This is a genomic window from Sinobacterium caligoides (genome assembly GCF_003752585.1).
Lineage (GTDB): Bacteria > Pseudomonadota > Gammaproteobacteria > Pseudomonadales > Sinobacteriaceae > Sinobacterium > Sinobacterium caligoides.
Window position 1 is genome coordinate 594437 of the sequence record NZ_RKHR01000004.1, and the last position, 14881, is coordinate 609317.

A 14881-nucleotide genomic window follows, 5' to 3' on the forward strand; every position below is an offset into this window, starting at 1 on the left:
ATAGGATTATTGTTAACTATATTTGAGGGACTCGCGGCATCATCCGTGTTAATGGGTAGAGCGCGCTAACGCGCCCTATCGGCGAGAGAGAAAGATGGATAAGCAAGATAACGAGCAGATTGCAGAGCAATACCTTGAGGCCGCCGAGGCCTGGGTCGCACGCCTGCAATCACAACAGGTCAGCGAGCAGGACTTGCAGCAGTTCAGCCTGTGGTTACAGCAGAGCGAACAGCACCAGGCAGCCTACGACCAGACCGTAGCGCTCTGGCAGACAATGGGTCTGGTCAAGTTTTTAGACGAACAGCCCAGACAGTCGACACCCGCAGAGGCACTACCCACGGCAGCCAGTAATGATGCAGGCCCCTCTATGCCTGCGCGCAGCGAACAGCCGGCAAGGTCACGACGCAACCGCCGCCTCGGTCTCGCCGTCGCCGCCTCCGCCTTGATGCTAGGCTTTTTTGTCAATCAACAGCTGCGCACCGCCGACGACGATAACGTACAACATTACGCCTCTGCTGTGGGCCAACTCAAGAGTATCGATCTTGCCGATGGCTCACGTATCGAGCTCAACACCAACAGCCGCGTCGAAGTACGTCTAACAGCGGGTCGTCGCGACATCAACCTCGTGCAAGGCGAAGCCTATTTCGACGTCGCCAAAGACGCTGAGCGCCCATTTATCGTCAGCTCCTGCGCCAGCGAAGCCATGGCCGTTGGCACCGAATTCAGCGTACGCTGTAGCGGTGACGAAGGGACGGTCACCGTCACCGAAGGCATCGTTCAGGTCTCCCGCCACATCGATAGTGAAGGCAGAACCAGCCAACAGAACGTTGTTGTCGGCGAACAAGTACACACCGACCCCGTCATCGGCGTCACCCTGCCGGAGAAGATCGATGCCGCGCTCAGCACCAGCTGGCTGAAAGGTGAGATGGTCTTCGATAACACTCCACTCGCCGATGTCGTTAGTGAAGCCAACCGCTACAGCCGTCACCCGATCATCCTCGGCAGTGAACAGCTGGCATCGCTTCGCGTCTCCGGGCTCTTCACTAACAACGACACCAAAACCTTAATCAGCGCCCTCGAGCGCAGCCTGTCGCTCCGCGCCGAGAAACAAGATGATGGCAGCACGGTATTGAATCCTGCCCCATAATAGGCGTAAACTGACCGTACTATAATTAAATAACGGTTGCGAAGGAGCGGCGCCAGGCTTAAGCGACGCTACTTCACCGTCACTCTCGAGCCGGCATCGCCCCATGATGTCGATGACTTCTTTATCTTCATACCAACGCATGCGTCAAGCGATGCATTGCATAAAGTTTCTACCCTGGGTCTTCGCCAGCAACCTACTGCTGACGCTGGACAGCAGCACCTGCCACGCCGAAACAGTTAAAAAGATCGCCTTCAAACTGAGCCCCTTACCACTCAACCAGGCGCTGATCGAGCTCGGCAAACAAGCGGGCCTACCCATCATCTTTGCACCGGAGATGGTGGTAGATAAGTTCTCACCAGAGCTTACCGGAACAATCTCCCTCGCGGACGCCCTCACCACCCTTCTCACCAACAGCGAGCTGGCCTACGAGGTGGTCGAGTCACGCTTTATCGTTATCACCGAGGCTGCCAACAAGGCTGAGGAGGTCGTCGATAACCGCCGTAACGCCCCTCAGCCCCTGGAAAACATCTATGTTTACGGCAACTATGTCACCGGCTCACGCATTCGCCGCTCCGATTTTGAAGGCTACAACCCCGTCGACATCCTCGACCGCAGCGAACTCAACCTGATCGGCACACCGACCGTCTCGGCACAACTAAGATCGTTGCCGGCAGTCACCGGCAAGCCCAGCAGCAGTGCCGTCACCAACGGCGGTGACGCCAGTGCCAACGTCACTTTACGCGGCCTACCAGCCAACAACACACTGGTGTTAGTCAACGGCCGCCGAGTCGCCAACAACGGTCTCGACGGCGACTCCGTCAACCTCAACACCATCCCTAACGCCGCCATTGAACGCATTGAGGTATTAAAAGACGGCGCCTCAGCAATCTATGGTGCCGACGCCATCGCCGGCGTCGTCAATATCGTGCTACGCGAGCAGTTCGATGGCCTAGAGATCAGCACCTACGGCGGTCAAACAGGCCAAAACGACCTGCAGACACTGAACACCGAGCTACTATGGGGCAAGAACTTCGACCGTGGCTCCATCGTTTTTTCTGCCTCGCTATTCGATCAGCAGGGCATCATGAGCAGCGATCGAGACTATGCCGCAAACAGCGATGGTCGCTCCTGGGGCGGTAGTGACCAACGCTCCGCGGCCACCCCCGCTGCGCGCATCAAACTGAGCGACGGTCGAGTAGTTACCGCCAACAACGTCGGCAACGCCAACAATTTGGCTGGCTACCGCCTCGCCGAAACAGAAGACCTATACAACTATAGCGAGCAGACCAGCGCCTATCGGCCGCGCCAGCAGCAGAGTCTCTACAGCCACATGCAGCTCGACCTCAGCGATCAGCTCACTGCCTTTATCGAGCTTGGCTACGACAGCACCGAGAGCGAAAATCAACTGGCGCCGACACCGATATTCACCAAGTTTGAAACCCAGCGTACGGTCGTCGCCGCCGACAACCCCTATAACATCTTCGGCGAAGAGCTCGACGATGTGCGCCGTCGCATGACCGAGCTAGGGCCTCGCCAACAATACGACAGAGAGATCAGCAAACGGTTCAGCACCGGGCTCAGGGGACAGAACGGCAGCTGGCTGTGGGATGCCGGGTACAGCTGGAGCCGCTCCGACGCCGAACAGCAATTCCACAATCTCGTCGATGGCGAGCGCCTGCGCAGAGGCCTAGGCTCGGCAGCACAGTGCACTGGCGACTGCATTCCAGTTAACCTGCTAGGACCTGCTGGCAGCCTCTCTAGGGCTGAGTCCGACTACCTGAGAACAACCGCTCGCAGTGAAGGCTCCAGTAAAATCGATAGTCTAACAGTCAACCTTTCTGGGCCTTGGTTTAAGCTGCCCGCGGGCACCGTCGACGTGGCAGCGGGAGCTGAGCTGCGCAACGAAGCCATCGATAAAACGGCTGACCCGCTGAGTAGTCGAGGCGGCGTCATAGGCGGTAATAACTTCGTCGGCGCCAAAGGCCAGCGCACTATCCAAGAGTTCTATGTCGAAGCCAACCTGCCAATATTAAGACACCAGCTCGGCCTACAAAGCCTCGAGCTACAGACCGCTGCCCGCCACTCTTACTACAGCGACTTCGGCGCCACCACTACGCCGAAGCTAGGCCTTAAAGCACGCATCAATCCCAGCTGGTTATTGCGCAGCACCTACTCGAAAGGTTTTCGCGCCCCCTCACTGAAACAAATGCATCAAATTGACAGCCAAGACTACGTGTCGTTTACCGACCCCTGCGCCGAGGCAGCGAACGTCGGTCGCCTGCCGGGCTGCCAACAGCAGGCCGACGGCAGTCGCAAGCAGTTTCTCGCGCTGTTCGGTGGCAACCCACAACTCAAACCGGAGACATCGACCAGCTACACCTTCGGCGTGGTCTACACCCCCACCTACCTGAGTGGACTACAGGCTGCCGTCGACCTCTACCACATCAAGCAACGCGATGTCGTCGACGCCAACGCCATGTATATCGCCTACAGTAACGCCGAGACCGGGGCCTTTAATGAGCTAGTGCAACGCGACGAGAATGGCGACATAAAACAGATCATCGCTCGTTACAATAACGCCGGCAGCCGCGATGTGTCCGGCCTCGATATCAGCACCCGCTACCGCTGGCCTGAGACATCTCTCGGTAACTTCGCGATCAACCTAGATGCCTCACATATCCACCGTTTTGAGCGCCAGCTTTTCGCCAACAGCCAAAGCCGAAATATCGCCGGCAGCTTCGTCGACGACGCCACCAACGGCCTCGGCGCCCTGCCCAAATGGAAGGGGAGAATAGGCGCCAGCTGGCAACACCTTGCCTGGCAGGCCAATTACACCCTGAACTATGTTGGTCACATGACGGAGCTGCACCCCGACGGTGAAACAGAGCGCGAGATAGAAGCCTGGACCACCCACAACCTCCAGCTCAGCTACACCTTGCCGGTCCTGGCTGGCTTAAAGCTGCTCGCAGGTGTCGACAACCTATTCGATGAGAAGCCCCCCCTCATCGCCTCAGCGCTAAACGATAATATCGACGCACGCACCCACAATCTTAAGGGTAGATACTTCTATCTGAGTGCCACTCAGCGGTTCTAGTCAATAAAATTAATAACGTTCTAACTGTACTTCCCCCACCCGCTTTTTAGTCTTTCGAACTGAAAAAAAATCATCTACCCTAAAAAATAAAATCAGTCACATGAATCATGAGTAATATTTATGATGAATAATATTTATATTCACATACTTACAATATAAATGCCGTTCTAAAGCATTAAGATTCTAGAAGTCCTTAAACAATCATTTGTTAAATTAATTTAACTTTCTTTTGAGGGCAATCTAAAGGCCTACGTCTAATAGATAAGAGCTACAAAATAATAAGCTCATAATTTAATAAAATGACCAAAAAAAAGACCTCTAGAGGACCTACGGATGATTGCACAAAGACCCCTGGTGCGCGCAGTTAAGCTTGCCTTAAGCAGCGCCTTTATCACCGGCGCCACCTTGCCCATGCACATGGCTAACGCACAAGAAGAACAAGCCATCGAAGAAGTTGTTATTACCGGCTCTCGTATCTCGCGAGACGAATTCTCCTCCTCCAGCCCGATGGCCGTCTACGATGCCAACGACCTAGCAAACTCCAATGCCTCTAGCATTGATGAGTTCCTAATGAAAACGCCAGAGTTTACAGGCTCCAACTTGGGCGGCAGCACCAATAATGGAGGAAGCGGCGGCAAGATGGTCAACCTACGGGGACTCGGCTACAAGCGCACCCTGATTTTGATCAATGGCCGCCGCCAAGTCAGCAGCTTTGTTGGTGGCGCTAGCGACCTCGGTGCCGTCGACCTAAACACCATTCCTATGGGCATGGTCGAAAGAGTAGAAGTTCTTAAAGATGGCGCATCAACAGCCTATGGTTCGGATGCTATCGCTGGTGTTGTAAATATTATTCTACGCAAACGTTTTGATGGCGTGAAATTAACTGGCGGCAGCGGTGCTGGCACCGAAGACTGGGACGGTAAGAACAAAGATCTATCTTTCTTAATGGGTACTTCTAGCGATCAAGGCGGCATCGTCTTTGGTCTTGAATATCACAAGCAAGAGGAGATCATTCAAGAGGCTCGTAAATGGGGTAAAAACGCCACCTGGGCTGTTCGCAATGAAGCGGGGCAGTTTATAGACGAAAATCAAGGCTCATCCAATAGCCGAAAAATTAGTGTCGGCAAAGATGCAGCCGCACAAATCGTCGCCCAAGATCCTTCCTTGCAAGGTAGCAAATACATTGTCGACGCGGGTACCGGACAAGCACGCGCTTTCACCGGATCTGATACCTATAACTATGCCCCCGTCAACGCCCTGATGACTCCCAATGAGCGCTGGCAGATGAGTGCCGCTGGTGATCACGAACTATTTTCAGATAGCATCATCGGTCAAATTAACACTCACGCCGAACTCTCCTACACTAAGCGTACCTCTCATCAACGATTGGCCCCAGACGCCTCTTTTAGTGTTACTGATTACGATGGTAACCCCAATGAGTTCGTACCCGCATCAAACCCTTACAACCCGTTTGGCGATAACGCCAGCAACCCTTGGGGCGTCAGCGGTGAAGATGTACAAATTAACCGCCGGTTTGTCGAATCAGGTGGGCGAGTTTTTAACCAGAACGTTGATACCTTCCGTATGAATCTCGGTTTTGATGGTGAACTAGATAACGGCATCAACTGGGACGTCAATTATGTCTTTGCAGACAATAGTGAGATCTATGAAACTCAGGGCTATCATCGCTTTGATCGCTGGGCCACTGCCGTCGACCCCGACAAGTGTGCAGCTGACGCAGCCTGCGCAGCAGCTGGCGTCTTAAACCCCTTCGGTGATTACGGTTCCATCAGCAGCGAGCAGATGGCCTACCTAACAGCTGGCTCACTCAAAGATCAGTATGACACTCGTATGGAGCAGCTCGCCTTCAACATCAACGGCGAAATGCCTGGACTACCCGCTGGCGATATCGGCTGGGCAGCTGGTGCCGAGAAGCGGACCGACTCTGCCGAAATTAAGCCGGATGAATTCTCTGCCGGCGGTCTTACTACAGGCGGCGCAATCGACGCGCTCAAAGGCGAGCAAAATGTTAAAGAGTTCTACGGTGAATTATTAATACCCCTTGTTTCTGATCTCCCCCTAGCGCAACAGGTGAACTTAGAAGCCTCTGTTCGACACTCAAGATACGACACTAGTGCAGGTGACAATACATCGTACCGCCTCGGTCTAGACTGGATGTTCAACGAAGACTTACGTGCCCGTACAGTACTGTCTACCGGCTTCCGCGCCCCCAACACTGTTGAGTTACTTACCCAAGCTGTTGGCTTTCCCGTCGCAGAAAACTGGTGTGAATTCACCGATCTTCGTAACGATATCAGCGACACAGCCAAAGCTAACTGTGCCGCCCTTGGCTACGATGGCATGTATCAGCAGGGTTTCCAATATCAGCCAAGCATCGAGCAACAAGAGGCCGTCAATAACCTTGGACCGGAAGAGTCAAAAACCTTTACCTTCGGCCTAGTCTGGACACCGGAGGCAGTTGAAAACTTACGCCTAAGCGTTGACTATTTTAATATCGAAATCGATTCATATATCGAGCTACCCGATATCAATGCAATGTCGCTAACCTGTCTTGAGTCGGAAAACTTCTCTGCACCCGCCTGTAGCAAATTCTACTCAGCCTACGGTGGCGCTCCCGCGACCGGTATTGATGACGCCGATGTTGGGGTCACTCAGATGGCCACAACACCGTTAGGTAACTTAGGCTTACTAACCACCTCAGGGCTCGACTTTGCAGCCGATTATGCCATGGATGTAAACTTCATTTCGGCGCACTCTCTGCAATTCGGTCTCGCGGGCACCTGGTTACACGAGTATAAGAAAGACTTTGGCGAGCTTGGTAGCATCGACTATGTTGGTACTGCAGGCCCACAGGATGTTTTCCCTGAGTTCCGTATCAATACTAGTGTAGGTCTCATCTCAGATGATTGGTCGGTGCAGTGGATGATGCGTTGGATGGATGAGTCGAAAGACCTCTATCGTCCCGCCTCAATCACGACCGATGCGGTTGCTGAAGCTGTTCTTTACCACGATCTAGTCGCGTCTTACAGCTACAAGAACCTTGACCTAAGCGTCGGCGTCGACAACCTCACGGATGTTGCGCCTCCGCAGTATCACAGTGGCTTCGCCATGCACACGGCCCCGGGTGTTTACGACACCATAGGTCGTCGCGCTTGGTTCAAGGTAGGGATGAACTTCTAATAATAAGCTCCGTACACCGTTACAGCGCAAGCTGTAACGGTCACCAACAACTAAACGGTGAATACCATGCATCGATTATTGCTCGCTATATCCATAGCTCTAATGACTTCGCAGCAGCTCGTTGCCGACACGACAACAAGGCTACAAATCTGTCAAACCATCGCCAACGACAGCGAGAGACTAGATTGCTATGACGCAATAGCAGCAAGCCCAAAAAACACAGAACAGCAGAACCTCAAAACAGAACTTCAGAAGCAGGATTTCGGAAAAGAAACCTGGTCAAAAGATAATGACAAGATCACACAAATCACAGCGACAATTGAAGCCGTCAAGAAATCCAACTATGGCAAACAAATCATCAGCCTGAGCAACCAACAAACCTGGAAGCAGCAGGCAAAAAGCAACTTCAAATTACGAGTTGGCGACAAGATTACCATAGAGAGAGGTAGCTTAAACGCCTTTTTCCTCAGCAAAGATAGCTCATCAAAGAAAGAAAAGTTTATACGTGTTCATTGATATCGACACTGTCGACAAAGTCATTCTTTGCCTGTCACACTGACAGGCTTTTTTTTACCCGCTATATATAATAGGTAACGCCCATGGATCCCATCTCAGCCTTCTTTACCCTGTTATTTGTGATGGACCCACTGGGTAATATTCCTGTCTTCCTCTCCGTGCTGAAAGATGTTGACGAGAAGCGGCGAATGAAAATCATCGCCCGTGAGATGCTGTTTGCCCTCTGCATCATGCTTTGCTTCCTGTTCTTCGGTAGCCATTTTCTCGGCGCCCTGAACCTCGACCAGCAAGCGGTACAAATTAGCGGTGCAATTGTCTTGTTTCTGATTGCCCTGCGGATGATCTTCCCGCAAGAAGGCGGCATCATGGGTAGCCACAATATTGGTGGCGAGCCCTTCATCGTGCCATTAGCGATTCCCTGTGTCGCCGGTCCCTCTGCTCTCGCCATCCTGATGTTGATGACCCATAACGAAAATGAAAGCATGTGGGTCTGGAGCGGCGTGATGATCAGCGCCTGGCTGGTCTCATCCTTCGTCTTTCTACTGTCACCCTTCTTTTATAGGCTATTACAGGAGCGTGGCCTCATCGCCATCGAACGCTTAATGGGTATGATTCTGGTGATGATCTCTGTACAGATGGGCCTTGAAGGGCTGAAAAGTTTTCTCAGCATCTAAATCGACGACTAAAAGATTCCGCAAGATCGTTAGGCGCATCCAGAACAATCAAGGCGACATAAACTAAATTCGTTAGGCAAAAAATACAGACCTATATTGTTATAGACAACAAAGACGACTGCACTCAACCTCGAACCTCTCCCGCAGTGGCAACAAAAAATAGCTGTTGCCACGAAGTTAATCCCCCTAAATGACCCGTTTGTGCCGCCAACTACCGCAGCTAACATAGTTTGCCATTAAAAAAACTAGCGAGAAGTAGAGCATGGGGTCTGCTTATAGACCGACAGAAGAAGCTTGAAAATAAGAAAATAATAGAGCCAAATGCCGAACAAAGACGATCTTGGCGCTCTCCCAAAGGTTAAAAGTAGGCGAACAAAACACTAACAAAGATGGTCTTACGCATTACACTTTATTCATTAAACAAAGGTAATAGTTACGTAGTAATGCCTACAACCCCCGTCCTAAAGCCCTCGAATAAAACCCGCAAAAATAACTACGAAGAAAATTCAAAACAGAGTGGAACTTTTTTTTGAGGGCAATAATGCTGGCCGCGTCTGTATTGGTAAGAGCTAAATAATAATACGCTCAGAATTTTAAGAAACGACCAAAAAAAATTAGAGGACCTACGGATGACTGCACAAAGACCCCTGGTGCGTGCCATTAAACTCGCCTTGAGTGGCGCATTTATCGCTGGCGCAACCCTGCCGATGCATGTAGCTAACGCGCAAGAAGAAAAAACAATGGAGGAGGTCGTTATTACTGGCTCTCGCATCTCAAGAGATGAGTTCGCCTCCTCCAGCCCAATGGCCGTATACGACGCCACTGACTTAGAAAATTCCAATGCCTCAAGCATTGATGAATTCCTGATGAAAACACCGGAGTTCACAGGCTCAAATTTAGGCAGCAGCACCAATAACGGCGGCAGCGGCGGCAAGATGGTCAACCTACGCGGCCTCGGTTACAAGCGTACGCTTGTATTGATTAATGGCCGTCGTCAAGTCAGCAGCTTTGTTGGTGGCCCAAACGACTTAGGGGCCGTCGACTTAAACACCATACCAATGGGCATGGTTGAGAGAATAGAAGTTCTTAAGGACGGTGCCTCAACCGCCTACGGCTCTGATGCAATTGCCGGTGTCGTCAATGTCATCCTGCGCAAGCGCTTCGACGGCGTCAAACTCACCGGTGGTGGCGGTGCTGGCACCGATGGCTGGGACGGTAAGAACAAAGACCTCTCATTCTTGATGGGCACCTCAAATGACCAAGGCGGCATGGTCCTTGGCTTGGAATACCACAAGCAAGAAGAAATCATTCAAGCAGATCGCAAGTGGGGTGAGTACTCAACCTGGGCAATACGTGATCCTGATACAGGCCGCTTCGTTGACGAAAAACAAGGGTCATCTAACAGCCGCACAATTCTCCCTGTAAGTGGCGGTGCATATGTTGTCGACGCTAAGACAGGAAGTGTACGTCCATTCAACCCTGCCACAGACACCTATAACTATGCCCCGGTTAACGCACTGTTAACGCCCAATGAACGCTGGCAGATCAGCGCGGCTGGCGATCATGAGCTATTTAGCGACAGTCTCGTCGGCCAAGTTAATGCCCATGCCGAATTGAGCTATACCAAGCGCACCTCTCATCAACGCCTAGCCCCTGACGCATCATTTGGCAAAGGGTCTTATGCTGACAAGGCTAGCAACTTCGTACCTGAAGCGAACCCTTACAACCCTTTTGACGAGGACGTCACAGTGCGTCGTCGGTTCGTTGAGTCTGACGGCCGTGTCTCTAACCAAAGTGTCGACACCTACCGCATGAACCTCGGCTTTAATGGTGAGCTAGATAATGGTATCAACTGGGATGCTAACTACGTACTTGCCGATAACAGTGAGATTAAGGAATACAAAGGCTCACACCGTTATGACCGTTGGGCCACCGCAGTCGACCCTCAGAAGTGTGCCGCCGACGCAAACTGCGCAGCAGCAGGCGTCTTAAATCCTTTCGATGATTTTGGCTCAATTACCGGCCAACAGATGGACTATCTGTTAGCGAATTCACTGAAAGATCAGTACCACACCCGCATGGAGCAGTTAGCTTTTAACGTTAACGGTGACCTGCCTGGTTTACCTGCCGGTGATATCGGCTGGGCCATCGGTGCCGAGAAACGTACCGATTTTGCAGAGATCAAGCCCGATGAATTCTCCGCTGGCGGCCTCACAACTGGCGGTTCCGTCGCACCATTGAGTGGCGAGCAGAACGTTAAGGAATACTATGGCGAACTGTTGCTGCCGTTAATTTCGGACCTACCACTGGCACAGCAAGTAAACCTAGAGGCCTCAGTACGACACTCGAAATATGACACGAGCGCCGGTAGCAACACTTCATACCGTGCTGCTGTCGACTGGATGTTCAACGATGACTTCCGTGCACGTACAGTGCTATCGACGGGTTTCCGCGCACCCAATACTGTCGAATTACTCAGCCAAACGGTCGACAATCCAATCGTAGAAAACTGGTGTGAGTTCACCGATCTACGTAACGACATCAGCGATACAGCCAAGGCTAACTGCGCCTCCCTCGGATACGGTGGCATGTATGAAACAGGCTATCAGTATCAGCCAGAATATGCTCAAACAGCATCAACTGGCAAGCTAGGACCAGAGGAATCTAAAACTTTCACCTTTGGCTTAGTCTGGACTCCTGCGGCGATCGAAAACCTCCGCTTCAGCGTTGACTATTTCGACATTGAAATCGATTCATACATCGAGAAACCCGACATCAACGCAATGTCACTCACCTGTCTTGAGTCGGAGAACTTCTCATCACCCGCCTGTAATAACTTCGCTACAGATAAGGTTCAAGGCACTGGCATTGGCAATAAAGAGACATTGGGCGTAACTCAGGATGCGACCTCACCTCTGGCCAACCTTGGTACGCTCACCACCTCTGGCCTCGACTTTGCAACCGACTACGCGATGGATATCAACTTCCTTAGCGCTCATACGCTGCAAGCTGGCCTTTCTGGAACATGGTTACGCGAATACAAGAAAGACTTCGGTGACCTAGGTAGCGTCGATTATGTTGGTACAGCTGGTTCGTCAGATGTATTCCCCGAGTTCCGTATTAACGCTAATATAGGCCTCGTCTCCGACGACTGGTCGGTACAATGGATGATGCGCTGGATGGACAAATCGGAGGATCTGCTGCGCCCTGCTGCAATCACCACCGATGCTGTTGCTGAAGCTGTTCTTTACCATGACCTCGTGGCAACTTACAGCTACAAGAATCTTGACCTCAGTGTTGGTGTAGATAACGTTACTGATGTTGCACCTCCGCAATATCACAGTGGCTTTAACATGCACACGGCTCCTGGCGTCTACGACACCATCGGTCGTCGCGCATGGTTCAAAGTCGGCATGAATTTCTAATCCGACTATATACGAACAGTTACAGCGCAAGCTGTAACTGTTTTATAAGCCAAAAGGGGAGCTATCATGCACCGACTATTGATCATTGTATCCATGCTGCTAGTAAGCTCACCACAGTTAAAAGCTGACACGATAACAAAGCTACAGGTCTGCCAATCGATCACCAGCAACAGCGAGAGATTAAGATGCTTTGACAAGCTTGAACTAGGTAAAGCCTCATCAATTAACGCAGAGCAAGGTAAGCTAAAAAGAGCGTTTCATAAACAAGAGTTTGGTAAAGAGACTTGGTCAAAAAGCAGCGATAAAGTAGATGAAATTATAGCCACCGTTGAAAAAGTACAGAAATCCAGCTACGGCAAGCAAATAATCACACTAAGCAATCAACAGACTTGGAAGCAGCTGGCAACTAGTCATTTCAAACTACGAGTTGGCGATAGAGTATCTATTGAAAGAGGCAGTTTGAACTCTTTCTTCCTCAGTAAGAGCAACTCATCAAAAAAAGAAAAGTTTACACGTATCAACTAGCACTAGAGGCAGCAACACTGAACAGCACAATATCTCGCTTCGACAGCTACACGGGACAGCCGAACCAATAGGTAGCCTGTGTTATTCCCAACAGCTCATTCAATGATTCTAGTAAACGATCAAAAGAGTCACTAATTCCACTCACTAACCCCCCCTTTGAACGAACGGGGCATAGTCTGTAAGTCGTTTGACGCAGTTGCACCCCCCCCTAAGATTAACTATTTTCTGTCTTTATGGCGGATTTTAATGTGCTTCAAGCAGGTAAACCCATGGATCCCATCTCAGCTTTCTTCACCCTATTATTCGTCATGGACCCGCTGGGAAATATCCCCGTTTTTCTCTCCGTATTAAAAGATGTCGACGAGAAACGTCGCAGCAAGATCATCGCCAGAGAGATGCTCTTTGCCCTCGGCATCATGCTCTGCTTCCTGTTCTTCGGCAGCAATTTTCTCGACGCCCTGAATCTCAATCAGCAGGCAGTACAGATCAGCGGCGCGATTGTGCTATTCCTCATCGCCCTACGGATGATCTTCCCCCGCGAAGGCGGCATCATGGGCAGTCATAATATTGGTGGCGAGCCCTTCATCGTGCCGCTGGCCGTGCCCTGTGTCGCCGGTCCCTCAGCCCTCGCCATCTTGATGCTGATGACCCATAACGAAAATGAAAGTATGTGGGTCTGGAGCGGCGTGATGATCAGCGCCTGGCTGGTCTCATCGATCGTATTCTTGCTCTCACCGTTCTTCTATAGACTACTGCAGGAACGCGGACTGATCGCTATCGAACGCTTGATGGGCATGATCTTAGTGATGATCTCAGTGCAGATGGGCCTAGAGGGGGTGAAGAGCTTTCTCGGCCTCTAACCGCCCAAAAAAAAGGGCGCCAAGATGGCGCCCAAGAATTATAAAAAGACTGATAACAAGCGGTATAACAATAGTTACATACTACAATAAGGTGAGGATTTTCTCCGCCGCCGACACATCGATACCACCTTTTGGCTCGACCGCAATATGTGTCACCACGCCGTCCTCGATAATCATCGCGTAACGCTGGCTGCGCGCCCCCATCTGATAACCACTGGCATCCATGGTCAAGCCCATCGCCTCCGTTAACTCGCCATTACCATCAGCCAACATGATCAGCGCCTCAGCATTCTGCGCCTTACCCCAGGCACCCATCACAAAAGCATCGTTGACCGAGAGGCAAACAATGTGATCCACACCCTTAGCCTTAATCTCATCGGCAAGTACCACATAACCCGGTAGATGGGTGTTCGAACAGCCCGGTGTAAAGGCACCTGGTACGGCAAACCAAACAACTTTTTTAGCCGCTGTAATCTTCTCGATACTAATTTCTTCTGGCCCCTGATCGCCCATCACCTTCAAGGTCAAATTAGGTAGCTTATCCCCGACATTAATCTGCATGTGTTCTCCTGTTTATTCGTTCATGCTAACTGTTTTGTTCATGCTATAGAGCGCTATCGCCTTGGATGATAGCCGAAGCAGAAGACAAAACAAGATGCTAGCTAAGTATCTAAACAGCGACGCAACACCACTATCTTCCTTTTGCAAATTTTATGATGACTGACAACTAATAGTACCAGGGCAAAGATGTCGATGAAGGAGCGAGAAAGGGCATAAAATTGCTCACTCACCGCAGGGACAAATAATAGCGCCACAGCAAGAAAGGCCCAATACATCTCAGAGTAACCGTTATGCTTGGCGGCAACGGCCGCCCAAACAAAGCCGGCAATCACTAACAGCCTAGCGACCAAGAGGCTTTCGTAGTAACCCTCAAAACAGGCCATCACCAATAGCAGCAGTAACAAGCTTATTAATATTATACGCGCCAAAACATTCCCAACCTTAGTCAACTAACTCGCATGACCCGATGTAGTTACAATAGCGATCACCGAGAGCTGTAGGTAGTTATACCTACTAGTCAGCTCCGCGTCTATTACAAACTAACAGTGCGAGACGCCTTTTAACAAAAGGATAGTGACAAGAAAGCGAAAGCCATATCCCCCGCAGGCTAATGACTGCGCTGTCATTACAATATGGCAAGGTGTGACATCAATGCTTTTGGCGTCATTATTGCGTGGATCTAAATCACTGCGTTAGATGATATAAATCAACAATCTTACGGTGAGCGCACACTCGCTTTAGCAACTTCACCCTTCTTTCGGCAGCCATATCAGAAAACTCTAGCCATCAGCTCTAACGAAATAAGAAAACACAGCTGAACCTCGTCTTGCGAAAAGATAACAAAATCACTGCGTCGCATTAATTCAATACGAAGATAG

At 50.9% G+C, this 14881-nt stretch carries 10 protein-coding genes; 8 read left to right on the forward strand and 2 right to left on the reverse strand.

Annotated elements, in window-relative coordinates:
- Positions 1 to 94: 94 nt before the first annotated feature.
- From EDC56_RS09405 to EDC56_RS09440, 8 genes are all read left to right on the forward strand, one after another.
- Positions 95 to 1147, forward strand: a complete 1053-nt coding sequence (locus EDC56_RS09405; protein WP_123712264.1) for a FecR family protein — start codon at positions 95 to 97, stop codon at positions 1145 to 1147.
- Between the two features lie 103 nt (positions 1148 to 1250).
- Positions 1251 to 4241, forward strand: coding sequence for a TonB-dependent receptor (locus tag EDC56_RS09410; protein ID WP_123712265.1), 2991 nt, complete (start codon positions 1251 to 1253; stop codon positions 4239 to 4241).
- 333 nt (positions 4242 to 4574) lie between these two features.
- Positions 4575 to 7442, forward strand: a complete 2868-nt coding sequence (locus tag EDC56_RS09415) for a TonB-dependent receptor plug domain-containing protein (protein ID WP_123712266.1) — start codon at positions 4575 to 4577, stop codon at positions 7440 to 7442.
- A 66-nt stretch (positions 7443 to 7508) separates the two neighbouring features.
- Positions 7509 to 7958, forward strand: coding sequence for a hypothetical protein (locus tag EDC56_RS09420; RefSeq protein WP_123712267.1), 450 nt, complete (start codon positions 7509 to 7511; stop codon positions 7956 to 7958).
- Between the two features lie 83 nt (positions 7959 to 8041).
- The gene (locus tag EDC56_RS09425) at positions 8042 to 8632 is read left to right on the forward strand and encodes a MarC family protein (protein ID WP_123712268.1); all 591 of its coding nucleotides are present in this window, start codon (positions 8042 to 8044) and stop codon (positions 8630 to 8632) included.
- Between the two features lie 629 nt (positions 8633 to 9261).
- A complete protein-coding gene (locus tag EDC56_RS09430) occupies positions 9262 to 12057 on the forward strand; it encodes a TonB-dependent receptor plug domain-containing protein (protein ID WP_123712269.1) in 2796 nt (931 codons plus the stop codon).
- A 66-nt stretch (positions 12058 to 12123) separates the two neighbouring features.
- The gene (locus EDC56_RS09435; protein ID WP_123712270.1) at positions 12124 to 12582 is read left to right on the forward strand and encodes a hypothetical protein; all 459 of its coding nucleotides are present in this window, start codon (positions 12124 to 12126) and stop codon (positions 12580 to 12582) included.
- Positions 12583 to 12851: 269 nt separating this feature from the next.
- Positions 12852 to 13442, forward strand: a complete 591-nt coding sequence (locus EDC56_RS09440; protein WP_123712870.1) for a MarC family protein — start codon at positions 12852 to 12854, stop codon at positions 13440 to 13442.
- A gap of 81 nt (positions 13443 to 13523) precedes the next feature.
- On the opposite strand, the gene EDC56_RS09445 is transcribed toward EDC56_RS09440, so the two are convergent.
- Positions 13524 to 14003, reverse strand: coding sequence for a peroxiredoxin (locus EDC56_RS09445; protein WP_123712271.1), 480 nt, complete (start codon positions 14001 to 14003; stop codon positions 13524 to 13526).
- Between the two features lie 101 nt (positions 14004 to 14104).
- Positions 14105 to 14431: a DUF6804 family protein gene (locus tag EDC56_RS09450; RefSeq protein WP_148059369.1), complete on the reverse strand. Its 327-nt coding sequence runs from the start codon at positions 14429 to 14431 to the stop codon at positions 14105 to 14107.
- Between the last annotated feature and the right edge of the window lie 450 nt (positions 14432 to 14881).

Excerpts from the sequence above, each read along its gene's own strand:
- EDC56_RS09405 (WP_123712264.1), top strand. The coding sequence starts at position 95 with ATGGATAAGCAAGATAACGAGCAGATTGCAGAGCAATACCTTGAGGCC.
- EDC56_RS09410 (WP_123712265.1), top strand. The coding sequence starts at position 1,251 with ATGATGTCGATGACTTCTTTATCTTCATACCAACGCATGCGTCAAGCG.
- EDC56_RS09415 (WP_123712266.1), top strand. The coding sequence starts at position 4,575 with ATGATTGCACAAAGACCCCTGGTGCGCGCAGTTAAGCTTGCCTTAAGC.
- EDC56_RS09420 (WP_123712267.1), top strand. The coding sequence starts at position 7,509 with ATGCATCGATTATTGCTCGCTATATCCATAGCTCTAATGACTTCGCAG.
- EDC56_RS09425 (WP_123712268.1), top strand. The coding sequence starts at position 8,042 with ATGGATCCCATCTCAGCCTTCTTTACCCTGTTATTTGTGATGGACCCA.
- EDC56_RS09430 (WP_123712269.1), top strand. The coding sequence starts at position 9,262 with ATGACTGCACAAAGACCCCTGGTGCGTGCCATTAAACTCGCCTTGAGT.
- EDC56_RS09435 (WP_123712270.1), top strand. The coding sequence starts at position 12,124 with ATGCACCGACTATTGATCATTGTATCCATGCTGCTAGTAAGCTCACCA.
- EDC56_RS09440 (WP_123712870.1), top strand. The coding sequence starts at position 12,852 with ATGGATCCCATCTCAGCTTTCTTCACCCTATTATTCGTCATGGACCCG.
- EDC56_RS09445 (WP_123712271.1), bottom strand. The coding sequence starts at position 14,003 with ATGCAGATTAATGTCGGGGATAAGCTACCTAATTTGACCTTGAAGGTG.